Origin of the sequence: Alcanivorax sp. IL3 (assembly GCF_047495465.1) — a bacterium.
GTDB lineage: Bacteria > Pseudomonadota > Gammaproteobacteria > Pseudomonadales > Alcanivoracaceae > Alcanivorax > Alcanivorax jadensis.
Genome location: NZ_CP179931.1, coordinates 2,114,833 through 2,137,645, shown reverse-complemented (window position 1 = coordinate 2,137,645; position 22,813 = coordinate 2,114,833). Strand labels below are relative to the sequence as shown.

Sequence of the window (22,813 nt, the reverse complement as noted above, 5' to 3'; positions counted from 1 at the left end):
CTTGATTGATATGAAATTACCAGTACTGCTGCAGCAGAGCCTTAATCAGGCTGGCCTAGAGGGTGATTGGACCCTGACTCCGGCGGCGGGCGGAGATACGGCTCTTAGCGGGGTTATTGATAACGGAGCGAGTCGTTATTTCGTTAAACAGCATCGCAATCAGCATTTGCTTGAAGCGGAATCTCTCGGGCTGCAAGCACTGTCGGAAAGATTGAGGGTGCCCAGGGTTATCCACTATTACGGTGCCAGCGCAGGCGGGGTATTGATCCTGGAGTATCTGTCCATCGAACCCCTGTCGGGGAATCGTGACTGGATGGCTGCCGGGGCAGCGCTGGCCCGTTTGCACCGGATCCAGGGGCGAGCCGGTTATGGAAGCCACCCGAACAACTTTATCGGTGCCAGCCTGCAAAGCAACGCGGGCCATAGTGACTGGCGCGCCTTTTTTGCCAGCGAAAGGTTGGCGCCTCAACTGCAGCGGGCCCGGCAGCAGGGCTTGCCGCCGGCGGCCGCGGAGCGCATCGGCCAGGTGATTGAACAGCTGGACCGCTGGCTGCCTGCCCGGCCACCTTGTGCCCTGGTCCACGGTGATCTGTGGCAAGGCAATCTGGGGCAGGTGAACGGGGAGCCGGTGTTCTACGATCCGGCCTGTTATCATGGCGACCCACAGGTGGATCTGGCCATGTTGAATCTGTTTGGCGCTGTGCCGGCGGCGTTCTATCAGGGTTATCAGTCGGAGTGTCCCACTACATTGCGATATCAGGCCTGGCCCGTGTACGACCTGTATCACTGGCTGAATCACTACAATCTTTTCGGTGGTCAGTATGCCCGGGCAGTGGATGACACCGCCCGCCGCTTGCTGAACACCCGCTGACAGGAAACGCGATGCAGATCATTGCCGATGCCAACATGCCGGGACTGGAAGCCTTTGACGCCATGGGCACCGTGACCCGGGTGGATGGTCGAAGCCTGACCCGACAGCAGCTGGGTGACGCCGAGGTGTTGCTGGTGCGGTCGGTGACCCGGGTGGATGCCAGGTTGCTGGCAGGATCCCGGGTACGTTTTGTGGGCTCGGCTACCATCGGTACGGATCACGTGGATCTCGGCTACCTGCAGGAGCTGGGCATCCGCTTTGCCCACGCGCCGGGCTGCAATGCCCGTGCCGTGGCGGAATATGTGCTGCAGGCAGTGCTGCGGCTCTGTCAGGCTGGCAATCGTTCCCCGCTGGGGGCAACGGCGGCGGTGGTGGGACTGGGCAATGTAGGGCACCGGGTGGCCTACTGGTTGTCCGATCTGGGCATGTCCGTGCGAGCCTGTGATCCGCCACTGGAGGAACAGGGCTATGAGGGCCCCTACGAACTGGAACCGCTGGATGCCATGCTTGATGCGGACCTGATCAGCTTGCATGTGCCACTGACAGACAGTGGGAATCATGCCACCCGCCATCTGCTGGATGCGGGCCGTCTGTCACGGCTGTCTTCGTCGCAGATGCTGATCAATACCTGCCGGGGGCCGGTGATCGACAATCAGGCTTTGCTGGCGGAGCTTGATGCGGGCCGGGGCCCGGCCACCATTCTGGATGTGTGGGAAACCGAGCCACTGGTGCCGCCCGCGTTATTCCGGCAGGTCCTGCTCGGCTCACCGCATATTGCCGGCTATAGCGCTGAGGGCAAGCTCAAGGGGACCCAGATGCTCTATCAAGCGTTCTGTGACTGGCTTGGAGTCACCGCACAACCGGCGCCGGTGTCGGCAAGCAATGAGATCATCACGCAGCCGGTGGCGAGCGAGGAGGATTTGCTCAAGGTGTTGCAGATAGCGTATCAGTTATCTGAGGATCACAGGCGGCTCGGTGACAGCCTTGCCTCAGCGGATCCCGGCAAGGCATTTGACCGGCTGCGCAAGGAATACCCGTTGCGCCACGAGCTCCATGACTGGCATTACCAGGGGGATATTGCTGCGCCCTGGCAGCCGATCATGCGCCGGCTTTTTGCGCCGGCGTGAACGGCTGGGCAGGGGGCTGACCGCTTTTTTCAAGGCGCTGAAATGCTTGCTGGATCATGGCTTCGGTGATGGGAACTTCCCGTCCCTGCTCATCAATGATGGCGCCACCGTGGAAATTCTTGCCGGGTTGCTGGCTGTCGAGGTTCATGGCTGCATCCCTTTGAGTCTGCATGATTGAGTCGTTTATTTAGGCGCTGCCCACCGTGGACAGCAATGCCATTTTTGTATCTGGATATGACCGCTTTATGAAAGTCGACGAAAGTCTCTGTCTCGGTGTTCTGGTAAATCCCTACGCGGGGCTCGGTGGCAGCGTGGCACTGAAGGGTAGCGATGGCGAGGAAACCCGTGCCGAAGCGCTGCGACGCGGTGCCGAGCCCCAGGCGCCGGCCCGCATGACACGCGCGCTGAAGGCGCTTGCCGACGCGCAAAACCTGACCGTACTGACCTGGGCCGGCGAGATGGGGGAAACAAGCTGCCGGGAGGCCGGACTGTCCTGTCAGGTCATCGGCCAATCCGCCATGCCCAGTGGTCCACAGGACACCCGCAGGGCGGCAGAGGCTCTGAAAGGCGCAGGTGCGGAGATGATCCTGTTCGCCGGCGGTGACGGCACTGCCCGGGATCTGGTCGATGCGCTGGGGCAGGGGACGCCGGTTTTGGGCGTTCCCGCCGGGTGCAAGATGCATTCCGCAGTCTATGCCATCAACCCGGAAGCCGCCGGCAGCCTGCTGGCAGAGCTGGCTGGCGGCGAGCTGGTGGGGCTGGAACTGGCGGAGGTACGGGATATCGATGAGGACGCTTTCCGCGAGGGTGTGGTCCGTGCTCGCCATTATGGTGAGCTCCAGGTTCCTGCCGAAGCCCGCTACCTGCAGCAGGTAAAGTGTGGCGGCCGGGAAGTGGAAGATCTGGTGGTCACCGAAGTGGCCGCCTGGATAGCGGACAGCCTGGAAGACGATACCTTTTACCTGATGGGCTCCGGTTCTACGGTGGCCGTGGTCATGGAACAACTGGGCCTGGAGAACACGCTGCTGGGTGTGGATCTCGTCTACAACCAGGAAGTGGTCGGCCGGGATCTGGGCGCGCGGGCGCTGCTGGAGCAGATCGGTGATGCGCCGGCCAGAGCGGTGATCACCGTGATCGGCGGACAAGGGCACCTGTTCGGTCGTGGCAACCAGCAATTCAGCCCGGCCCTGATTCGCCGCCTGGGCAAGGACAACATCCAGATCCTTGCTACCCGCACCAAACTGAAGACCTTGGAGGGGCGGCCACTGCTGGTGGACACCGGTGATGCAGCGCTCGACCGGGAGTTGTGTGGTCTGTGGCCGGTGACGACCGGCTATGAGGATCAGGTGTTGTATCGGGTAAGCACTGAGGCAGTTAACAGTTGACAGCTACGCGTCCCCGAATGTTGGTTACTCAAAAGGAAGAGGCCGCGTCCAGTCTTTATACGCGGCCTCTTCCTTTTTGAACAAAGACAACCTCTCTCGCGTGGCTGTCAACTGTCCACTATCAACTGTCAATTTTAACTCTCACCCGTGCCGCTTCTCCTGCAATGCTGCAATACGATCATCCAGCGGCGGGTGGGAGGCGAAAAGGGCCTTGAAGCCTTTGGCCAGGCCGGAGTTGATACCGAAGGCCACCAGGGTATCCGGCATCTGGTTGGGCATCTGTGATTCTGCTTTCAGCCGTTGCAGGGCAGAGATCATGTCACGACGCTCTGCCAGCTGCGCGCCTGCCACATCGGCCCGGTATTCCCGGAAGCGGGAGAACCACATGACGATGGCGCTGGCGGCGATGCCGAAGATGATTTCCGCCACGATTACCACGATGTAGTAACCGAATCCCAGACCGCCCCCGCCGTCACGGCGCATGAAGCTGTCCACCACATAGCCGACAACGCGGGCGGCAAAGATCACGAAGGTATTTACCACCCCCTGGACCAGGCTCAGGGTGACCATGTCGCCGTTGGCCACATGGCCGATCTCGTGGGCCAGTACCGCGCGCACTTCTTCCGGGCGGAAACGGGTCAGCAGGCCCTGGGACACCGCTACCAGGGCGGCATTCTTGTTCCAGCCGGTGGCAAAGGCGTTGGATTGCTGGGCCGGGAAAATACCCACTTCAGGCATTTTGATCCCCGCCTTGCCAGACAGCTCTTTCACTGTCTGTAACAGCCATCGTTCGGCATCGTTGCCGGGCTGCTCGATGATCTTTACCCGCGCAGACCATTTGGCCATGGGCTTGGAAATCAACAGGGAAATCAGCGAGCCGGCAAAGCCAAACACCGCACTGAAGATCAGCAGGCTGGTCAGGTCCAGCCCCGAGCCACTGGCGGCAAAATAGGAATTCACCCCGAGCAGACTCAGGGTAATGCTGGCGACCACAATCACCGCCATATTGGTCAGCAGATAAAGCGCAATGCGCATCATCGTCGGTTGTCTCCACGTGTCATCGGAAATGCCAAGTATGGGGGCGAAGGAGGGGAAGGCAAGGTATACTGCGTGGCAAAATTGCATCCTGCCACGTCTCTATCACTGCCTTTCCGATCCTATGCAACTCACCGAACTGTCAGACCTGCTTGCCCCTTATCTGGTTCCCTCCACGCCGACCCGGCACCGCCTTTTTCATGGCCGGGGGAAAACCGTGCCGGCTCTGGAATGGCTGACTATTGACTGTTTTGCACCGGTGCTGGTGGCCACGGTATTCCGGGCCCAGGACGATGCCATCCTGCAGGCGCTGGAAGCCAGCCTGACAGCCGCACTGGTCGCCCTGGGCTGTGACACCCTGGTCGTTCAGCATCGCTATGATGGCCAAGCGGAGAATGTGCTGGTGTGCGGCCAACTGCCCGAGTCGCCGTTGGCAGAGGAAGACGGGCTGGTCTACAAGCTGGATTTCCAGCGCGGACAGAATCTGGGTTTCTTTGCCGATATGGCTCAAGGTCGGCGCTGGATTCGTGAGCGTGCCGAGGGCAAGAAAGTCCTCAACCTGTTCAGTTTTACCTGCAGTTTTTCCGTTGCGGCCTTGGCCGGCGGTGCTGAATCGGTGGTGAATATTGATCTCTCCGACCCGGCACTCAGACTGGGACAGCAGAATCATGGACTCAACGGGTTCAAGGATGCCAAGGTGCATTATCTGCCGCACAACATTTTCCGAAGTTGGAAAAAACTGCACAGTCTGGGCCGTTACGACATCATCGTGATTGATCCTCCCAGCGCCCAGAAAGGCAGTTTCATGGTGGAAAAGGACTACCCGAAGCTGCTGAAGAAGCTGCACAAACTGCTGGCGCCGCAGGCGGAGATTCTTGCCTGTGTGAATGCGCCCTGGCTGGATTATGGCTGGCTGGAAGCTTGTGTGGAGGAGAATTTGCCGGGAGCAGAGCTGGCAGGGCGTTTACCGGGAGCGCCGGGGTTTGATGAAGCCGGGGAGCCTGCGCTGAAGACGGTGCACTACCACTACCGGCGGCCGGCGGAGCTCGATAGCTGATCTCCTGCATTTGCAATAGCCACCGTAGGGTGCACTGAGCCTAAGGCGAACTGCACCATCCCAACGCCAGATCGGTGCAGTTCGCCTTAGGCTCTGTGCAACCTACGTAGCGGCAACGTACGAGGTTTAGAAGCCGTCTTCGGTGACGACATGCGGGTTGTCATCATGCTTGAGCAGATCGGCAAATTCTTCGGCCTGTACCGGCTCCGGATTTCGTGACAGCAGATAACGCACTACCGCTGTGGTACGCACTGAATCCTGAGCACGGATGGCCTGCAGGAACTGCTCGGCGAGTGTCGCTTTCTCGTGCTTGACGGTGGCGGGTAGTGACGGATCGGTGTTGTCAAAGCGCAGCTCACTGATGGCGGTCAACAATACAAAAGCCTTGTTGGTCAGCACGGACTGCTCAATACCTTCCTGAAAGATGGTCGCCTGATAACGCAGCAACCCTTCCTCTGCCAGCCACAGCATGGCGCCCAGGCAGGCCATGTGACGGCTGCTGTGCAAGCCCACATCGTCCACTTCCGTAGGACCGATAATGTCTTCCACGTACAGCGCGCCGGGGCGCGGGAAGCTCATGTAAGCCTGCATGAGGATGCGGGCAACGTCGTGGCTGAAGTCGTCGATGTGCAGGTGTGACATGGGCGGCTCTTTGAAAGCAAATGCAGGAGCGTCGCTGGCGGCGCGATCACTAACGCCTGGAATCGCGCCGCCAGCGACGCTTCTGCAAGTCGGTTCGGGAATCAATCCCTGTTATTTTTTTCGTACCCGATCCAGATAACGGGCAATGCGGCCGATGGAATCTTCCAGGTCATCCACCCGGGGCAAGAACACCACGCGGAAGTGATCCGGGTTTGGCCAGTTGAAGGCGGTACCCTGAACGATCAGGACCTTTTCTTCGCGCAGTAGATCCAGTGCAAAGGCTTCATCGTCTTCAAACGGGAACACCTTCGGGTCCAGTTTCGGGAATAGATACAGGGCGGATTTGGGTTTGACGCAACTGACTCCGGGAATGGAATCGAGCATTTCCCAGGCCAGATCCCGCTGGCGTCCCAGGCGCCCGGTGGGCAACACCAGATCGCCGATGCTTTGGTAGCCGCCCAGAGCAGTCTGGATCGCATGCTGGCTGGGTACGTTGGCGCACAGGCGCATGCTGGCCAGCATATCGAGCCCTTCGATATAGCTCTCTGCCCGGTGTTTAGCACCTGATATCACCATCCAGCCAGCGCGGAAGCCGGCGGCGCGATAATTTTTGGACAGGCCGTTGAACGTGATGAACAGAAGATCGTCGGCCATGGATGCGATGGACGTATGCACCTCGCCGTCGTAGAGGATCTTGTCGTAGATCTCGTCGGCGAACACGATCAGGTTGTTTTCCCGGGCAATCTGCAACAACTCCTGCAGCATGGCCGGCTCGTAGTTGGCGCCGGTGGGGTTGTTCGGGTTGATGATCACCAGGGCCTTGGTGTTCTTGTTCACCTTGGCACGAATATCTTCCAGTGACGGTTGCCAGTCTTGCTGTTCATCACACAGGTAGTGCACCGGGGTGCCGCCGGACATGCGCACGGCAGCGGTCCACAGGGGGTAGTCCGGTGCCGGCAACAGCACTTCATCGCCGCTGTTGAGCAAGGCCTGCATGGACATGACAATCAGCTCGGACACGCCATTGCCGATGATCACATCATCTACGGTGACGCCTTCGATGCCCTTGGTCTGGGTATACTGCATCACTGCCTTGCGGGCCGGGAACAGACCCTTGGAGTGGCAGTACCCGGTGGAATCCGGCAGGTTGCTGATCACGTCCTGAAGCAGCTCTTCCGGTGCCTCGAAGCCGAAGGGCGCAGGATTGCCGATGTTCAGCTTGATCACCCGGTGACCTTCGTCTTCCAGGCGATGGGCTTCACGCAGCACCGGGCCGCGAATGTCGTAACATACACCGCGCAGTTTGTCGGATTTGTTGACGTGGTATTGGTCGATGGTCATGCCGGTCCCGTTGAATTGGATAGAGCCAAGAGGCTGATTCTACAATGTCCCCAAATTACTGTATATCGACCTGAATCCGTGACTGCATCGCGGATCCAGTTATCGAGTTACTAGAAACAAAACGCAACCGGAGCAGAGCGTGACCCCATTCAAGGATTTGTTAGCCCTGGCGGTAAACCGCAAGGGGTCTTTAAAAGCGGTCAAGGCGGAACTGCCTGGCGTGGCGGATGCCGGGCTTTTGCGCAACCGTGATGATGCGTTCTACTTTTCGGCGTTGACCCGGCGCATTTTCCGGGCCGGGCTCAAGCATTCCCTGGTGGACAACAAATGGCCGGCGTTCGAGGATGCTTTTTTCGGTTTCGATCCGGAAAAGCTGGTGCTGATGCCGGATAGCATGCTGGACGAGCGCATGCAGGACACGCGCCTGATTCGCCACTGGGGCAAGATGAAAGCCATTCGCCATAATGCTCAGCTGGTGCTGGATCTGGCCGAGGAGTACGGCAGTGTTGGCAACTGGCTGGCGGATTGGCCGGCGGATGACACCGTGGGAATGTGGCTGCTGCTCAAAAAGCGCGGTAAACAACTGGGTGGTAACTCCGGAGCCGCCTTCCTGCGCATGGTGGGCCGTGATACCTGGTACCCCACCGGTGATGTGATTGCTGCCTTGAAGGCCCAGAATATCATCGACAAACCCCCGGCCAGCCAGCGTGACCAGCGGTCTGCTCAGGCGGCGTTCAATGTCTGGCAGCAGGAGAGTGGCTGGCCCCAGGCCCATATCAGTAAGGTGTTGGCTTTTACGATCGGCTGATGTGCAGGGGCGTCGGTGTAGGGTCGGCCTTGATGGGTTTACTCAGATAAATGATAATGACTCTCCTTTTCACATTGAACTGGATTCATTTCATGGCTGCTGTTCCCATCCCGGTGCGCCTCGCCGCTGTTCTGATCTCGATCTTCTTCCTTAATTCGCCTGCGTTTGCCAGCAACCAGACTGCTCTGGTGCAGTTGGTGGAGTACGTTGGGGCGGATTACATCAATGCCGTGGTGGATGGCGATATCGTCAGCCCGGAAGAATACGCCGAGATGGAAGAGTTTACGGCCCTGTTGGCGCAGGGGGTGGCTCAGCTACCTGCCGCTGATGGCAAGCAAGACTTGCAGGATAAGGCGGATGCCCTGCAAAGGGCGGTGATCGACAAGGCCGTGGAACCCCGTATCAAAGAACTGACCCAGTCTATTCGTGCCACCCTGGTCACCGTCTACGGCATCCCGGTGTCGCCAAAAGCGGCACCGGATCTTGAGCGCGCCGCCGAGCTGTATCAAACCCAATGTGCCGCCTGCCATGGCGCCGAAGGCCGGGGTGATGGACCTGCTGGCGCGGCGTTGGAACCGGCTCCCACCAACTTTACGGAAGTCACCCGCTACAACGGGCGCTCGTTGCTGGGCCTGCATACCACCATCACCCAGGGAGTGGATGGCACCGGTATGGGCGCTTACAGCGATACCCTAAGTGACAAAGACCGCTGGGCGCTGGCGTTCTTCGTGGGAGCCAAAGCGGTCAGCGATGAGATGGCAGAAACCGGCAAGACAGCTTTCAACCAGATCCCCGGCATGAAGACATCACTGACGCTGGATACCCTGGTGGCCCAGGCGCCGGAAGATGTGTTGAAAGAGCAGGGCGAACAGGCCTATGCGGCCCTGGGGTATCTGCGCCGGGAGCCGTCTGCGTTGTTCAACAAAAACCGCTATATAGCCCTGAGTGATGAACGCTTGCAGGAAGCCGAAAGCGCCTACCGCAGCGGTGATCGTCAGGCGGCCCGGGCCGCTGCCCTGTCCGCCTATCTGGACGGCTTCGAGATGATCGAACAGCAGCTTGCGGCAGTGGATGGGGACCTTATGCGTGTGGCCGAAGCGGATTTCATGGCGGTGCGTGAAGCCATCGATCGTAACCGAGCGGCGGATACGGTGAGCGAGCGAGTGACAGCGGCGCGGGCCTCCCTGTCGAAGGCGGCGGATGCCCTGTCCGGGGATGGCCTGAGCCCTGCGGCAACCTTCTCTGCCAGCTTTTTCATTCTGTTCCGTGAAGGGCTTGAAGCCCTGTTAGTGGTGGCGGCTCTGCTGACCTTTACCCGCAAGGCCAACGCGGTAAGCGCCACCCGTCATATTCATCTGGGCTGGATTGCTGCTCTGGTAGCCGGCGGGCTGACTTGGTATGCGGCCAATTCGCTGGTCACGTTCAGCGGCGCTTCCCGGGAAATGACGGAAGGGGTGGCGGGCGTCGTTGCTGCCCTGATCCTGTTCTACGTAGGCTTCTGGATGCACAGCAACAGCAATAGTCAGAAATGGATGGGCTATATCCGTAGCAAGGTAGATGATGCTCTGGGCAGTGGTACGGTCTGGGTGTTGACGTTCGTTGCCTTTATCTCCGTTTACCGGGAAATCTTCGAAACGATCCTGTTCTATCAGGCGCTGTGGAGTCAGGTGACGATGGTGACTCAGGCCTTCCTTTTCTATGGAATCGCAGCGGCCGTTCTGGGGCTGGCTGTGGTCTGCTTCCTGTTCTTCCGTATTGGCATGAAGCTGCCTCTTGGCCTGTTCTTCCGGGTAACCAGTCTGGTATTGCTGGTGTTGTCGGTGGTACTGCTTGGCCGCGGCATTGCCGCCCTGCAGGAGGCGGGCGTATTGAGCGCGTTTTATCTGGGCGTTCCCACCATTGAATGGTTGGGTGTCTTCCCTACGTTGCAAGGCGTGGTAGCGCAGATGATCGCGGTAATACTGGGCGTCGTGTTGTGGTTGCGGGGTAGCAGGCAACAGGCATAGCGCTTTTACTGGCCTGTGGGCGTGTCTAATAGGTCAGAATCAGGAATAATTACCTCTGCCTCTTTCTGGAGCGTCGATATTCTGGCGCTCCAGAGATTCCCCTGTCCCGAGCGCCTTTGGCGCTGTGGTGCGTGAAAGCGGTACTGCCATGTCACAAACCAAAATCAGTTTTCTCGGCATCGGCTTGATGGGCGCCCCCATGGCGGCCCGTCTGCTGGATGCCGGTTTTTCCCTGACTCTCTGGAACCGGACCCCGGAAAAGGCGCAAGCCTTGTCCGACCGTGCGCGTCTGGCTGCCAGTCCGGCGGAGGCTGTTGCCGAGGCGGATGTGGTGATCACCATGCTGGAAAACGGCACAGTCGTGGACCAGGTGCTCTATCAGAGTGGTGCCATTAACCAGCTTCGCCAGGGTGCGCTGGTGATCGACATGAGCTCCATCGAGCCGGCCATGGCCCGCCGTCATGGGGCGTTGGTGGAGGCGCAAGGCGGGGCTTATCTGGATGCGCCGGTGTCCGGGGGAACCCGGGGTGCGGAAGCAGGGACCCTGTCGATTATGGCCGGCGGTGGCGACGAGAGTTTCGTGCGTGCCGCTGAGGTACTTCAACCCATGGGCATCGTGACGCATATCGGCCCGGTGGGTAGCGGTCAGCTGGCCAAGCTCGCCAATCAGGCCATTGTCGGCATCACCATTGGCGCGGTGTCGGAAGCCCTGTTGCTGGCAGCCAGGGGTGGGGCACGGCCGGAAAAGGTTCGTGAGGCCCTGCTGGGCGGTTTTGCCGGCAGCAAGATTCTCGAACAGCATGGTGAGCGTATGCTGCAGCGCAATTTCGAGCCCGGTGCACCGGCGCGGATTCAGCTCAAGGATCTGCGCATGATCCTGGATGAGGCCCGTAGTGAAGGCCTGACATTGCCGCTCAGTCAGCGGGTGTTCGAGCAATACCGGGCATTGCTCGCCAGCGGCAACGGCGAGGTGGATCACAGTGGCCTGTTGCTGGAACTGGAGCGGCTCAATGGCGTCCGACTAGGCAATGCTGACGAGGAACACTGATGCCACGCTTTGCCGCCAATCTTTCCCTGCTGTTCACCGAGTTGCCGTTTCTGGACCGCTTTGCCGCCGCTGCTGACGCTGGCTTTCAGGGTGTGGAATATCTGTTTCCCTATGACTGGCCGGCGTCGAGCTTGGCGGAAAAGCTGCAACAGCATCATCTGACCCAGGTACTGTTCAATCTGCCGCCAGGGGACTGGCAGGCCGGTGAGCGCGGTATTGCCTGCCTGCCGGACCGGGTGGAGGAGTTTCGCGAAGGGGTGTTTCAGGCCCTGGAGTATGCCGAGGTGCTGGATTGCCCGCGGATGAATTGTCTGGCGGGCATTCGGCCGGAGTCTCTGCCTGCTGATGTGGCGTTCCAGACCCTGGTGGAAAACCTGCGTTTTGCCGCTGATCTGCTGGCGGCGAAAGGAATGACCCTGACGGTGGAAGCGATTAACTCGAAAGTGGACATGCCGGGGTTCTTTGTTGATACGTCTCTTGCTGCCATGACGGTCATCGAGGCAGCGGGGCGGGAGAATATCCGGTTCCAGTTCGATCTCTACCATATGCAAATCATGGAGGGGGATCTGTGCCGTTCCCTTTCGCGACTTTGTCCCCATATAGGACATATTCAGTTTGCCGATAATCCGGGACGCCATGAACCGGGTACCGGCGAAATTCATTTTGATAGGGTGTTTGCCCACCTTGATGCGCTTGATTATCAGGGCTGGGTCAGTGCGGAGTATCGTCCGCAACAGGACACCGAAACCAGTCTTGGCTGGTTCAGACCACGGATTAACTGATTAATGATGCAACTTAACTGGGGCGGCAAAATTATTCTCGGCCTGCTGGGGATGCTGGTGGGAGGGCCCATCGGCCTGGGTATCGGGGTGTTGATCGGGCACATGCTCGACAAAGGCGCCGCCCAGGTGCAGAACGTTCGCCCGCAGCAGGCGGAAGTGCAGAAGGCCCTGTTTGATACGGTGTTTTCCATCATGGGCCATCTGGCCAAGGCGGATGGCCGGGTCAGCGAGGATGAAATCGCCCAGGCCCGGGCAGTGATGGATCGCATGCAGCTCAACGAGGAACAGCGCGCTGAAGCCATTGCCCTGTTCAATCGTGGTAAAGAGGCTGACTTCCCTCTTGATGCAACCGTCGCTGAATTCGCGAGTACGGTAAAACACCGCAAGCAACTGATACTGGTATTGCTTGAAGTCCTGCTGCAAGTAGCCCTGGCGGACGGTGAGATCCACGAGGCGGAAGAAGAAATTCTGGTTCGGGTTGCCGAAGGGCTGGGTGTGCCGCGGGCCCAGTTTCAGCAGATTCTCAACATGCTGCTGGCCCAGGCCCAGTTCTCCGGTGCAGGCGGTGCCTATCGAGGCGGGCAGAGCTCTGCCGGTCCATCGCGGCCATCCCTGGGACAAGCTTATAAGGTGCTGGGTGTTAGTGAGTCTGCGTCCAACCAGGAAATCAAGAAGGCCTACCGCAAGCTGATGAGCGAACATCATCCGGACAAACTGGCAGCGAAAGGGGTGCCGGACGAGATGATCCGCATGGCCACCGAGAAAACCGCGGAAATCAGTAAGGCTTACGACATGATCAAGGATAACCGCGGTTTTAAATAGGCGGCCCACAACACGAAAGACGTGCACTGTTGGAGTTTTGCTTGCAAAGCGAATCTTCCAGCGAGGAGGTTGCTTTGATCCTTCGCTTTGCAAGCAAAGCTCCAACGGTTATCCGCCGCGTGCCGCGCGGGGCTGTTGCGTTTCGTCAATAGCTCACGCTGGGTAGCCGGTCCACTTTTGGGATCGACCAGCCACTGCTCACCAGATCGCTTTCTCCGGTCCACCATCGATTCAGCAACCGGGTTGCCAGATCGGCACGAGCCCGGCCCTCCAGACGCTGGCTGGCTTCGTGATAGGCGGGCTGAAAGCGCAATCGTGGTGGCAGTCGGCGGGTGATGTCCATTAGCCGGTTCAGGTGCTTCTGGTAGGCCCGGTTGTTGTCCAGACCGGTTTGCGGTAACCGAAATGTCTGTCTCAGGTGTTCAGGGATCTGGAAAGAGGCCAGCGGCAGGTAGGGGCCATAGGGCAGTCGCCCCGGGTAGCCCTGCTCGCGAATCAGGCTGTGGCCCAGCTGGCGGCGTCGATCACTGATCGGGCCATGGTGGTTGAGCCGACGTTTCCACCAGCGCCGATGGGCGTGCCAGTCTGCCGGTCGCCGGCTTTCGGGAATTCCCATGACCTGCGCCAGCAACATGGTTTCCTCGAACAACCGTTCCTGGTGGGCGGTATTCAGCGGCTCGATGATCTCCTGGTACACCGTCAGGCAGGAATCCATCCAGGCCGTCAGCGCATACAGCAGGGTTTCACTGTCATCCACGTCGAACAGGGTCTTGCGTCGCATGCGTGGGCTGTCCAGTGTCAGCAAGGCCTGGTCCAGGTTGCCGAACACCAGTTTCAGCATGAATACCTGGGTGTGCTGAAGCCGTTGTACCAGGTCATGGGAATCCGCCAGTAACTGGGACAGACGACTGTCCGCCAGGGCCAACAGTACCACTCGACCGTGTGCCAGGGAGGTGAGGTTCTCGCGCATCAGCTGCCAGCAGATGGAGCCGGGGCCGAACAGGCCCGCATCGGGCTGATGGCATTGTTCGCTGGCCTGGAACAGGCCGGCCTGGATATGGTCGCGGGTCAGTAATTGCGGTAACGCCATGTGCACGTCTCCTTTGTGCAGTGTGGGTCTCCAACTACCACCGAGCTGCCCGGTGACAACGTAGCGCTCTGGGGAGTCTCTGAATCACTCCTTGCGTACTCAGCGTGCCCTTCAGACCCCGCCCTCCGGGTCTTCCTGGCTGGCCCGCACTCGTTGTTGCGTCTTGAAGGTGCAGAGCCGACGGATGGACATATCTCAATCCCCTTTGGGGGGACACCTTCAAAATCTCGCCGCTCTTTACACCTTGGCCGAAGGGGAGAGCCAGCCAGGAAGACTGAGCATGCAAGGAGTGATTCAGAGGCTCCCTATTCATCCTAGGGGCCTGCCTGATTGAATCTAATCAGGAAATGTGGTGATTTAATGATGTACGGGAACAGTGGCGCAGTTTTTTGTGTCGGAGAGTGAGACGTAGCCCTTGCCGGGTTACTGAACGTTACCGCAAAGGAGAAATGTCCATGTTGGGAGAGAATCACAGCATCCACCATGAATTTCCGGATCAGCGCCAGAAGATTGACGAACTGGTGAGAAATGATCCCGGTTTCAAGACGCTGGTGATGGAGCACGACAAGCTGGACAAGCAGATACGGGGCCTGGAAATGCGTGAGAGCCCGATTGCAGACCTTGATATGGAACGTTTGAAGCGGGAGCGTATTCGATTAAAGGATGAGGTGTACCATCGTCTTAATAATGGTTAAAGATAAAAAAGAAACCTGACGCATCAAAATGTCAGGTGTTAAAAATCACGAAAGGCTTGTTGGGTTAAAGGCGTTCTGACGCTGCTCAGCTTCAGGCGTTACCGCTAGAAATCCACTCTTCCTGTAACGATGAGCTGGACATCGTCCACTTCATCCTGGTTCACCAGTGGTGCTGCCACATCCAGGTGAAGCACCCGATCCACGCGGAACTTGCTGGGGCTGAGACGCAATCCCAGCCCCGCGTTTGCCAGAGTGCTACCGCGGGGTTGGCCTTGCTCCCAAGCTTGCCCAGCATCCACATATACAGCACCGCCCACATAGGCCAGGTTGAAAATCTGCCAATTGGTAAAGCGGCGTCGTTCGACGGACAACACCCAGCGCCGGTCACCCCGCTGATAGTCCGTGGGGTAGCCGCGCAAGTTGTCGTTGCCTCCGATCGTGAGTTGTTCGTCCTGGCGCAAATTGCGGCCGGCATTCACATTCAGACGGGCAAACCAGCGGTTGTTCTGGTTAAGGAAATAATAATAACTGAGGTTGCCCCCATAGTAGGTGCTGACAAAGTCATCGTCTTGATAGCGGCCACTCGCAGACAATCCACTGCGAAACAAATGGTGCTTGCGGATAAAGCGGGTATTGCTGGTGCTGAAATTGAAAATGACAGACTCGGCATTACTGCCAAGCGCTTTGCTGGCATGCCCCATTCGCGCAAAGTGATACCAGCCCAGGCGAATGTCTTCCTGACGTTGGGCGCGGTTTAGGTTTGAGGCTACCAGATGTTGGTTCTCCTGATACTCCACGGATATCGAAGGGTAAACGCGGCGCTCGTCCTCGGGCAGCGAGGTGGTTTCGTCGGGAACCGCGCTGAAGCGTTCCTCCTCGTCGGTTATCCCTAGCCGCCAGCGGACAATGGCTTGCTCCTGGACACCCGGTGACCAACCCACAAAGGCTTCGTAACGGCTATCTTCCTGCCGAAAGCGATTGACGGTCTGACCGTTGACTTCGATGCGTTCGAGTAGGTTCTCTCGCTGTATGTCAACGCCACCGGACCAGCGGCTGTCCAGCTGATAGAAAGGGCGTATTAGGCCGCCGGAGAGGGATTCACCATCACTGGCGTTGGTATAGCTAAGATTCAGTTGCATCCGTGCGGGCAGTAGGGGGTTACGATAACTGAAAAAGTGGCCGCTGCGATCGGCGTCATCGAAGTAGCCCGCGGCGACTCGCTGGCCGCTGCCCAACAAGTTACTTTCCGTAAACCCGGCACTGGTGCTGGTCTCACCGCCAGAACGTGATGCCGAGGTAGATGGCGAAAAGGTCCATACATCCCGCGTTACTACCAGCAAGTCAATGTGATCCGCACACACCCTGTGGGGCACGATCATCGCATCGACAAGATAGTCGTTACTGCGCAAAAGTCGTTCATTTTCCCTGAGATGATCTCTATCCAGCGGTTCACCGTTCGTCAGGATCATTTGTTTCTCAAGGGTCGTCTTACGGGTTTCTATATGCAAAAAATTAGCGGTTCGATAGAGCCAGTTATCTTCTGCCGGATCGTTTTCATTGAAGATGGGAAGCACGCTGTAGTGGATCTTGCCGATAGGGCGCCCTTGGTAACGACTGAAATCCACTTTCTGGCGGGTCTCGACAAATTCAAACAGGGCCGGATCCCCGTCTTCGTAGACAAGCTCACAGCTTTCCACAGTGGGCGGGGATGCCAAGCCTGGTAAGGGCCACAACAACAGCGTTGCCGTCAGCCAGGAAATGCCAAACCCGGCCCGGGAGAGTTGTTGCCGCTGCGTACCGGGACACAGTGCCTGCATGAACGAACGCCTGACCGGGAGAGCTTTTACTCTACAAAGCCTACGGCGGGAATGACAAGTTTTCTGCCGTACCTCGCACTCTTTCATGTTATTCCATTTTCAGGCTGGCGCTCGGCTCATCCAGTTGCTGGCGGGCATAGTTGCCGGGCGTAAGCCCCTGGCTGTCCTTGCTGTAGAACAGCCGGGTAACAAAATAAAACTCCTGACCAAAAGGGATGTCCGTCAGTGAAAAGCCCACATTGGGAAGCTGGCCAGGAAAACGCTCCGGGTCATTGGCCAGCGAAGCATCATCCTGGTAGAGCAGACGGGCAGGGGTATCAAAGCCCTTCAGGAAAGCCAGCTGGGCGAGCAAATCAAAACCACGGCCGGTGCTGAACCAGATCCAGTTGTCACCCTCAAGGGGCTTGTCGAGCATGGCCTTTTCGGCATCGGACAAACGGCCGTCAGTAACCGCCACATGATTGCCGGTCCAACTGGTCATCAGTTGACTGTCATAGAGGCCGTTGCCGTCCAGGGAAATATCCAGTGCCGGGCGCTTCACTACAGTTTCGGCGATGCCGGGCAAGGTAAAGCGACTATGGATCTCCATCTGTTTGGGCATCACCAGAAAATAATTGTTGATGCGCAGCACGGGTACCTTGGCAACGGTTACCGAAGTGGACGCGTAAACCAGCGCTGCCAGCGGACCATTGATGACCTGTTTTACCTTGGGATCCAGGTTGTTGTTGTTCAGGGTGATCCTGTTGTTTTCTCCGAACAGGCCGGCACTGAGGCGTAGTTTGAGGGTATCGAGAATGCTCTGGCGCTCACCGTTTTCGCCCTCAAAGCCGCGAAAATAAAAGTCGCTCCAGTTGAACAGGTTGCCGTCTGCCATGCTCAGTGCATAGTCGGTACTTTTGATTGTCATGGACTGCGGGTCGAACTGCACGTAGCGATCGGTACTCTGCAGGTATGCGTTCTTGATCAGGTAGAAGTAACGGGTTTCGCCATCTTGTTCCACGGCCAGTTCTGCGGCCACCTGTTCGGTGACCGGGCCGCCAAGGGGCTTTCCACCATCTTCAAAGCGCAGCAGCAGGCGATCCTCGGCATCAATCCGGAGGGGGTCGCCAACCGGACTGGTGCTGTCATCTTCTTCGAAATAGGGGTAACCCTGTTCCGACCATTGCACCCATTGATGAGGCACGGGCGCCAGGCGCCCATCTTGCATGGTGAAGAACGAATAGAGCCCGCTCTGCTTTCCATGCAGGACTTTGAAGGTGTCGCCGGTAAGCGTAATGATCTGGGCGTGCAAAGGACCTGACAGGGCCAGGAGAGGAAATAGCAGGGCGGCCGTCAACGTCGGCAAGCGTTTATTATTCTTCATGTTTTACATCACTGGGCCGGTACAAGCCTACATGATGCGCGTTTAAACCGGGCCGTCAATGGCCCGGTAAACGGGTGGTCAGTTTGCCAGCTCAGGGCGGTCGGAGAAATGTTCAAGTGCCTGCGGATTGGCCAGGGCATTGCGGTTGGTTACCGGGCGCCCGTGGATCACTTCCCGGACTGCCAGTTCGACAATTTTGCCGCTGACCGTGCGTGGAATTTCCGGCACCTCGGCAATCACCGCCGGGACATGGCGGGGCGTGGCACCTTCACGGATCGCTTTGCGGATTCGCGTCTGTAGTGCCTCGCTGAGATCGACGCCATCGGCCAGCACCACAAACAGCACTACGCGCACATCCCCTTGCCACTCCTGGCCGACCACAATGGCTTCACGGATCGCATCCAGGGTTTCCACCTGACGGTAGATTTCTGCTGTGCCGATGCGAACGCCGCCTGGGTTGAGCACTGCATCGGAACGGCCGTGAATGATCAGCCCGCAGTGTTGCTCATGGGGCACCAGCTGGGCGTAATCCCCATGGGCCCAGACGCCGTCAAAACGTGCGAAGTAAGCCTTGTGGAAACGGCTGCCATCCGGGTCGTTCCAGAACTGTATCGGGCAGCAAGGGAAGGGCTGTCGACACACCAGTTCGCCCTTGCTGTCCGCCAGCGGTTCGCCGTCGTCGTCAAACACGGCCACGTCCATGCCCAGGCCTGGGCACTGCAATTCGCCGCGGTAGACCGGCAGCAACGGATTGCCGAGAGCAAAGCAGGAAATAATATCGGTACCGCCGGAAATGGAGCTGACCAGCAGATTCGCTTTCACCTGCTCATAGAGATAGTCATAACTCTCGTGGAGCAAGGGGGAGCCGGTTGAGAAGAGCGTGCGCAGGGTGGCGAGATCATGGCTTTCGCGGGGCTTGAGGCCGGATTTTTCCACAGCCTGGATGAACTTGGCGCTGGTTCCGAAATGGGTAATGGCTTCGTCATCCACCAGATCGAACAGCCGGGCGGTGTTCGGGTAGGCCGGGTTGCCATCGTAGAGCACCAGGGTGGCACCGGTATGCAGACCACACAGCAACCAGTTCCACATCATCCAGCCGCATGTGGTGAAATAGAACAGGGTGTCATCTGCGCCCACGTCCGCATGCAGCTGCAATTCCTTGGTCTGCTGCAGCAGGGTGCCGCCGGCGCCATGAACGATGCATTTGGGCTGCCCGGTGGTGCCGGAAGAATAGAGAATGAACAGCGGATGATTGAACGGCAGTGCGGCGAAGTCCGGTGCCGGCCCGGCACTGTCGAGCCAGGTTTGCCAGATGAGTGCCCGTCGCACCGGTGTACTGTTGCCCTTGCCGGGCACCACCACCATCAATGCCGGTTTCAGGGCATCATGCAGGGCGTCGATTCGCTCGCCCAGGTCGATCCATTTGCCGTTGTAGTGATAGCCATCACAGGCTAGCAGCACGGTGGGTTCGATCTGGCCGAAGCGGTCCAGCACGCCGGATACGCCAAAGTCCGGCGAACAGGATGACCATACCGCGCCGATCCAGGCAGCACCCAGGGCGGCGATCACCGTCTCAATACGATTTGGCATGAAGCCGGCGACCCGGTCGCCAGGTTTAACGCCGGCAGCCTGCAATTGGGCAGCCACCTTGCCGGCGGCTACACGCAGGCCGGCGTAACTGACCTCGGTGCGGGTGCCGTCTTCCAGCACGCTGATCAGGGCCGGGTGAGTATCGTTGCGGTGTAACAGGTTTTCCGCATAGTTCAGCGTTGCTTGCGGAAACCAGCGGGTGTCCTGGAAACGGTCGCGGCGGGTGAGTACGGTGTTGCCGGGCTCACCCACCAGACCACAGAAGTCCCACACCTGTTGCCAGAATGCCTCCGGTTGCTCCACTGACCAGGCATGCAGGGCATTGTAGTCGTCCAGCAGCTGGCCACTGTGGTGGCGGGCCTGTTCCCAGAATCTGGCCAGTCGGCTGTTCTGTTGTGCTTCACCCGGTTGCCAAAGCGGTGCGGCCATTGTGTTCTCCCAAGGGTCTGGTGTCCGGCAGCAGGTGTCCGGCGGTTTCAATCAGGTTGGTCATCGCGGCCGAAAGGCCGCGATTGTCAGTCGTCAGCGGTTTCTTCAAATTCCACCAGCAGGGTGCCTTCGCTGACGCTGTCGCCGGCTGCCACATGAAAGTCATGCACTGTCCCCGGCACCGTAGCGCGCAGGGTGTGCTCCATCTTCATGGCCTCCAGTGTAATCACCGCATCGCCAGCAGCAACGGTATCGCCGGCCGACACGTGCAGGGCCACGATAGTGCCGCTCATGGGCGCGATGAAGCCGGCTTCTTCGTCGTGCCGGGCACTCTCACGGCTGGGGTTCAATGTGACCGCATGGGCCTGACCGGCCACGAACAACAGCAGGGTGTGATCACCATTGCGGGCATGGCGTGCGCGCAGACCAAGGTTTCCCCAATGCAGGGTGATGTCGTGATCCGTGAGAGTGGCACTGAGAGGCGCTTGTTGGTCGCCCACGGCGGCACAGCCGTCCTGCTCGCGAACGGTTACCAGGTCGCCATCGACTTGAAGTAGCGTCTGCCGGAAACGCCTGCCCAGCGGCCGCCAGCCCTGCAGGCTTTGCCAGGGGGAACTGCTGGCGTTGTTGGCGGCGAATACCTGGCTGGCGGCCAGGGCCAGCAGCGCTGGATCAGTCCCGGTGGCCTCCAGCAGTTGCGGGCGGTGTTCCAGAAGACGGGTATCCAGTTCGCCACCGGCAAAGGCATCGTCGTTGAGCACCCGGTGCAGGAAGGGAGCGTTGTGATGGATGCCGGTCAGTTCCAGGGCTTCCAGAGCAGTGATCAGTTTCTGGCGGGCCTCATTGCGAGACGCACCATGGCAGATCAACTTGGCGATCATGGGATCGTAATGATCGTCCACCCGGTCGCCATTCTCATAACCAGCATCCACCCGGGCCACCTCATGGGGCCAACGCAGGTGGCTGAGCAGACCGGAGGAGGGCAGGAAGCCCTGTTCCGGATTTTCCGCATACAGCCGCACTTCCATGGCGTGGCCATGGCGTGTGATGTGACCCTGTGCCTTGGATAATGGTTCGCCAGCGGCGACTGCGAGCTGCCAGGCCACCAGATCCTCGCCGGTGATCATCTCCGTCACCGGGTGTTCCACTTGCAGACGGGTGTTCATTTCCATGAAGTAGAACTGGCCATCGGGACCGTAAAGGAACTCGACGGTACCGGCACCACGGTAATCAATAGCCTTGGCGGCCTGAACGGCGGCGTGGCCGAAGGCTTCCCGGGTGGCCTCGTCCAGTCCCGGTGCCGGCGCTTCTTCAATGATTTTTTGATGGCGGCGCTGTACCGAACAGTCGCGCTCGAAAAGGTGCACGGCATTGCCGTGATTGTCGGCGAATACCTGCACTTCTACGTGGCGAGCGGTGGGCAGATAGCGTTCCAGCAGTACCCGATCATCGCCGAAGGCGCCGCTGGCTTCGCGGCGTGCCGCCGCCAGTGCTTCGGTGAACTCGCTGGCGCTGTTGACCACACGCATACCTTTGCCACCACCACCGGCTACGGCCTTGATCAGTAGCGGGAAACCCACCTGCTCGCTGGCGCGAACCAGGTCGTCATCACTGGCGCCTTCTTCATCGAAACCGGGCAATACCGGTACGCCGCTGGTCGCCATCAATTGCCGGGCGGCGGCCTTGTCGCCCATGACCTCGATGGCGCGGGCATTGGGGCCGACAAAAATGATGCCGGCGTTTTCGCAGGCGGCGGCAAAGGCGGTGTTCTCGGAAAGGAATCCGTAACCCGGGTGAATGGCATCGGCGCCGGTATCTTTGGCGGCGGCGATGACCTTGTCGATCACCAGGTAGCTTTCCCGCGCTGGTGCCGGGCCCAGGCAGACCGCCTTATCCGCTTCACGCACATGGGGCAGGGTGGCATCCGCTTCCGAGTAGACCGCCACGGTAGCGATGCCTTGCTGACGGCAGGTGCGGATAATGCGCCGGGCAATTTCGCCACGGTTGGCGATCAGGAGTTTTTTTATCTGTGCCATGTTGTTGCCTTTGTCCTGCCGTAGGAGCGTCGCTGGCGGCGCGATTCCGGCATGGGTTATCGCGCCGCCAGCGGCGCTCCTACGGATAGTGGATCAGATCCAATTTGGGCTTCGTTTTTCCAGAAAGGCACTCAGCCCTTCCTGGCCTTCTTCGCCGGTACGCAGCTTGGCGATGAGGTCGGCGGTGTCGTTGAGCATGCTCTGATCAATAGGGCCGTCGCTGACGCGGGCGATCAGATTGCGTGCCGCGATCTGGGCCCGGGGGGCGGCGCTGAGCAGGGCGCTGGTGAGGGTGTTAACTGCCTCATCCAGTTCATTTTCCGGTACCACTTCGTGGGCAAGCCCAAGAGCGACCGCCTTGCTGGCAGGAATGACCTCAGCGGTCATGAAATAGCGATTGGCCTGGCGGGCGCCCATGGCGCGGACCACATAGGGGCTGATCACAGCCGGTACGATGCCCAACTTCACCTCGCTGAGACAGAAGCGGGCATTGTCGGCAGCCACCGCCATGTCAGCGGCGCAGATCAGACCCAGAGCGCCTCCGAAGGCGGCACCCTGCACCCGGGCGATGACAGGTTTGGGACTTTGGTCGATGGCCTGCATCAGCCGCGCCAGTTTCAGTGCATCATCCCGGTTCTGTTGCGCATCCAGCTTGCCCATGGCGCGCATCCAGTTGAGATCGGCGCCGGCAGAAAAATGGTTACCGGCGGCCTGCAACACCACAACGCGCACGCTGTCATCGCTCCCGACGTGTTCAAACGCATCGGTGAGAGAGGCGATAATGGTGTCGTCGAAGGCGTTGCGCTTGTCCGGATTGTCCAGCGTAATGCGGGCCACCGGGCCTTCGATCTGTGTTGTTACACTCATAT

At 59.2% G+C, this 22,813-nt stretch carries 20 protein-coding genes; 10 read left to right on the top strand and 10 right to left on the bottom strand.

Annotated elements, in window-relative coordinates:
* The first annotated feature begins 10 nt into the window (after positions 1–10).
* Together ACMG4M_RS09975 and ACMG4M_RS09970 are read left to right on the top strand one after the other, a co-directional pair.
* A complete protein-coding gene (locus tag ACMG4M_RS09975) occupies positions 11–871 on the top strand; it encodes a fructosamine kinase family protein (protein WP_272963242.1) in 861 nt (286 codons plus the stop codon).
* Between the two features lie 11 nt (positions 872–882).
* Positions 883–1,998 carry a 4-phosphoerythronate dehydrogenase gene (locus tag ACMG4M_RS09970; protein WP_035244602.1) on the top strand — a complete coding sequence of 372 codons (1,116 nt, stop codon included), beginning with the start codon at positions 883–885 and terminating at the stop codon, positions 1,996–1,998.
* Here the strand turns inward: ACMG4M_RS09970 and ACMG4M_RS09965 are convergent.
* Positions 1,970–2,170, bottom strand: a complete 201-nt coding sequence (locus tag ACMG4M_RS09965) for a PA1571 family protein (RefSeq protein ID WP_156964803.1) — start codon at positions 2,168–2,170, stop codon at positions 1,970–1,972. The genes ACMG4M_RS09970 and ACMG4M_RS09965 overlap by 29 nt on opposite strands.
* A 73-nt stretch (positions 2,171–2,243) precedes the next feature.
* Between ACMG4M_RS09965 and ACMG4M_RS09960 the strand changes: the two genes are divergently transcribed.
* Positions 2,244–3,383 (top strand): ATP-NAD kinase family protein, encoded by a 1,140-nt coding sequence (locus tag ACMG4M_RS09960; RefSeq protein WP_035244601.1) that lies wholly within the window; start codon positions 2,244–2,246, stop codon positions 3,381–3,383.
* 141 nt (positions 3,384–3,524) lie between these two features.
* Here ACMG4M_RS09960 and htpX read toward each other — a convergent pair whose 3' ends face one another.
* Positions 3,525–4,421, bottom strand: a complete 897-nt coding sequence (gene htpX, locus ACMG4M_RS09955; protein WP_035244600.1) for a protease HtpX — start codon at positions 4,419–4,421, stop codon at positions 3,525–3,527.
* Positions 4,422–4,542: 121 nt separating this feature from the next.
* Between htpX and ACMG4M_RS09950 the strand changes: the two genes are divergently transcribed.
* Entirely contained in the window at positions 4,543–5,475 is a 933-nt protein-coding gene (locus ACMG4M_RS09950; protein WP_052042428.1) for a class I SAM-dependent methyltransferase, read from the top strand.
* A gap of 126 nt (positions 5,476–5,601) precedes the next feature.
* Here the strand turns inward: ACMG4M_RS09950 and ACMG4M_RS09945 are convergent, their stop codons facing one another.
* Both ACMG4M_RS09945 and ACMG4M_RS09940 read right to left on the bottom strand, forming a co-directional pair.
* The gene (locus tag ACMG4M_RS09945) at positions 5,602–6,117 is read right to left on the bottom strand and encodes a hypothetical protein (RefSeq protein ID WP_035244599.1); all 516 of its coding nucleotides are present in this window, start codon (positions 6,115–6,117) and stop codon (positions 5,602–5,604) included.
* Between the two features lie 111 nt (positions 6,118–6,228).
* The gene (locus tag ACMG4M_RS09940; RefSeq protein WP_035244598.1) at positions 6,229–7,458 is read right to left on the bottom strand and encodes a pyridoxal phosphate-dependent aminotransferase; all 1,230 of its coding nucleotides are present in this window, start codon (positions 7,456–7,458) and stop codon (positions 6,229–6,231) included.
* A gap of 139 nt (positions 7,459–7,597) precedes the next feature.
* On the opposite strand from ACMG4M_RS09940, the gene ACMG4M_RS09935 reads away from it, so the two are divergent.
* The 5 genes from ACMG4M_RS09935 (at position 7,598) to djlA (ending at position 12,924) form a co-directional block, all read left to right on the top strand.
* Positions 7,598–8,266 carry a DNA-3-methyladenine glycosylase I gene (locus tag ACMG4M_RS09935; RefSeq protein ID WP_272963230.1) on the top strand — a complete coding sequence of 223 codons (669 nt, stop codon included), beginning with the start codon at positions 7,598–7,600 and terminating at the stop codon, positions 8,264–8,266.
* 92 nt (positions 8,267–8,358) lie between these two features.
* Positions 8,359–10,272, top strand: a complete 1,914-nt coding sequence (locus ACMG4M_RS09930; RefSeq protein WP_414429904.1) for an FTR1 family protein — start codon at positions 8,359–8,361, stop codon at positions 10,270–10,272.
* 148 nt (positions 10,273–10,420) lie between these two features.
* Positions 10,421–11,320 carry an NAD(P)-dependent oxidoreductase gene (locus tag ACMG4M_RS09925; protein ID WP_414429903.1) on the top strand — a complete coding sequence of 300 codons (900 nt, stop codon included), beginning with the start codon at positions 10,421–10,423 and terminating at the stop codon, positions 11,318–11,320.
* Positions 11,320–12,102: a hydroxypyruvate isomerase gene (gene hyi / locus ACMG4M_RS09920; RefSeq protein ID WP_035244592.1), complete on the top strand. Its 783-nt coding sequence runs from the start codon at positions 11,320–11,322 to the stop codon at positions 12,100–12,102. The genes ACMG4M_RS09925 and hyi overlap by 1 nt, the downstream gene beginning before the upstream one ends.
* 3 nt (positions 12,103–12,105) lie before the next feature.
* Positions 12,106–12,924: a co-chaperone DjlA gene (djlA, locus tag ACMG4M_RS09915; RefSeq protein WP_272963228.1), complete on the top strand. Its 819-nt coding sequence runs from the start codon at positions 12,106–12,108 to the stop codon at positions 12,922–12,924.
* Positions 12,925–13,069: 145 nt separating this feature from the next.
* On the opposite strand, the gene ACMG4M_RS09910 is transcribed toward djlA, so the two are convergent.
* Positions 13,070–14,014, bottom strand: a complete 945-nt coding sequence (locus ACMG4M_RS09910; RefSeq protein ID WP_414429902.1) for an oxygenase MpaB family protein — start codon at positions 14,012–14,014, stop codon at positions 13,070–13,072.
* Between the two features lie 455 nt (positions 14,015–14,469).
* On the opposite strand from ACMG4M_RS09910, the gene ACMG4M_RS09905 reads away from it, so the two are divergent.
* Entirely contained in the window at positions 14,470–14,709 is a 240-nt protein-coding gene (locus ACMG4M_RS09905) for a YdcH family protein (RefSeq protein WP_414429901.1), read from the top strand.
* Positions 14,710–14,813: 104 nt separating this feature from the next.
* Here the strand turns inward: ACMG4M_RS09905 and ACMG4M_RS09900 are convergent, their stop codons facing one another.
* The 5 genes from ACMG4M_RS09900 to ACMG4M_RS09880 all read right to left on the bottom strand — a co-directional run bounded on the left by ACMG4M_RS09900 (position 14,814) and on the right by ACMG4M_RS09880 (position 22,811).
* A complete protein-coding gene (locus ACMG4M_RS09900; RefSeq protein WP_414429900.1) occupies positions 14,814–16,526 on the bottom strand; it encodes a ShlB/FhaC/HecB family hemolysin secretion/activation protein in 1,713 nt (570 codons plus the stop codon).
* 88 nt (positions 16,527–16,614) lie between these two features.
* Positions 16,615–17,889 (bottom strand): hypothetical protein, encoded by a 1,275-nt coding sequence (locus ACMG4M_RS09895; protein WP_035244582.1) that lies wholly within the window; start codon positions 17,887–17,889, stop codon positions 16,615–16,617.
* 78 nt (positions 17,890–17,967) lie between these two features.
* The gene (locus tag ACMG4M_RS09890; protein ID WP_414429899.1) at positions 17,968–19,908 is read right to left on the bottom strand and encodes an acetoacetate--CoA ligase; all 1,941 of its coding nucleotides are present in this window, start codon (positions 19,906–19,908) and stop codon (positions 17,968–17,970) included.
* Between the two features lie 86 nt (positions 19,909–19,994).
* A complete protein-coding gene (locus ACMG4M_RS09885; RefSeq protein WP_414429898.1) occupies positions 19,995–21,944 on the bottom strand; it encodes an acetyl/propionyl/methylcrotonyl-CoA carboxylase subunit alpha in 1,950 nt (649 codons plus the stop codon).
* Between the two features lie 93 nt (positions 21,945–22,037).
* Positions 22,038–22,811: an enoyl-CoA hydratase/isomerase family protein gene (locus ACMG4M_RS09880; RefSeq protein WP_272963224.1), complete on the bottom strand. Its 774-nt coding sequence runs from the start codon at positions 22,809–22,811 to the stop codon at positions 22,038–22,040.
* Positions 22,812–22,813: the final 2 nt, after the last annotated feature.

Bases quoted from the DNA above. Each gene is read 5' to 3' on its own strand.
- htpX (WP_035244600.1), bottom strand. From the start codon at position 4,421: ATGATGCGCATTGCGCTTTATCTGCTGACCAATATGGCGGTGATTGTG.
- hyi (WP_035244592.1), top strand. From the start codon at position 11,320: ATGCCACGCTTTGCCGCCAATCTTTCCCTGCTGTTCACCGAGTTGCCG.
- ACMG4M_RS09895 (WP_035244582.1), bottom strand. From the start codon at position 17,889: ATGAAGAATAATAAACGCTTGCCGACGTTGACGGCCGCCCTGCTATTT.
- ACMG4M_RS09905 (WP_414429901.1), top strand. From the start codon at position 14,470: ATGTTGGGAGAGAATCACAGCATCCACCATGAATTTCCGGATCAGCGC.
- ACMG4M_RS09960 (WP_035244601.1), top strand. From the start codon at position 2,244: ATGAAAGTCGACGAAAGTCTCTGTCTCGGTGTTCTGGTAAATCCCTAC.
- ACMG4M_RS09970 (WP_035244602.1), top strand. From the start codon at position 883: ATGCAGATCATTGCCGATGCCAACATGCCGGGACTGGAAGCCTTTGAC.
- ACMG4M_RS09890 (WP_414429899.1), bottom strand. From the start codon at position 19,908: ATGGCCGCACCGCTTTGGCAACCGGGTGAAGCACAACAGAACAGCCGA.
- ACMG4M_RS09975 (WP_272963242.1), top strand. From the start codon at position 11: ATGAAATTACCAGTACTGCTGCAGCAGAGCCTTAATCAGGCTGGCCTA.
- djlA (WP_272963228.1), top strand. From the start codon at position 12,106: ATGATGCAACTTAACTGGGGCGGCAAAATTATTCTCGGCCTGCTGGGG.
- ACMG4M_RS09950 (WP_052042428.1), top strand. From the start codon at position 4,543: ATGCAACTCACCGAACTGTCAGACCTGCTTGCCCCTTATCTGGTTCCC.
- ACMG4M_RS09945 (WP_035244599.1), bottom strand. From the start codon at position 6,117: ATGTCACACCTGCACATCGACGACTTCAGCCACGACGTTGCCCGCATC.
- ACMG4M_RS09965 (WP_156964803.1), bottom strand. From the start codon at position 2,170: ATGCAGACTCAAAGGGATGCAGCCATGAACCTCGACAGCCAGCAACCC.
- ACMG4M_RS09880 (WP_272963224.1), bottom strand. From the start codon at position 22,811: ATGAGTGTAACAACACAGATCGAAGGCCCGGTGGCCCGCATTACGCTG.
- ACMG4M_RS09940 (WP_035244598.1), bottom strand. From the start codon at position 7,458: ATGACCATCGACCAATACCACGTCAACAAATCCGACAAACTGCGCGGT.
- ACMG4M_RS09885 (WP_414429898.1), bottom strand. From the start codon at position 21,944: ATGGCACAGATAAAAAAACTCCTGATCGCCAACCGTGGCGAAATTGCC.
- ACMG4M_RS09925 (WP_414429903.1), top strand. From the start codon at position 10,421: ATGTCACAAACCAAAATCAGTTTTCTCGGCATCGGCTTGATGGGCGCC.
- ACMG4M_RS09900 (WP_414429900.1), bottom strand. From the start codon at position 16,526: ATGCAGGCACTGTGTCCCGGTACGCAGCGGCAACAACTCTCCCGGGCC.
- ACMG4M_RS09930 (WP_414429904.1), top strand. From the start codon at position 8,359: ATGGCTGCTGTTCCCATCCCGGTGCGCCTCGCCGCTGTTCTGATCTCG.
- ACMG4M_RS09910 (WP_414429902.1), bottom strand. From the start codon at position 14,014: ATGGCGTTACCGCAATTACTGACCCGCGACCATATCCAGGCCGGCCTG.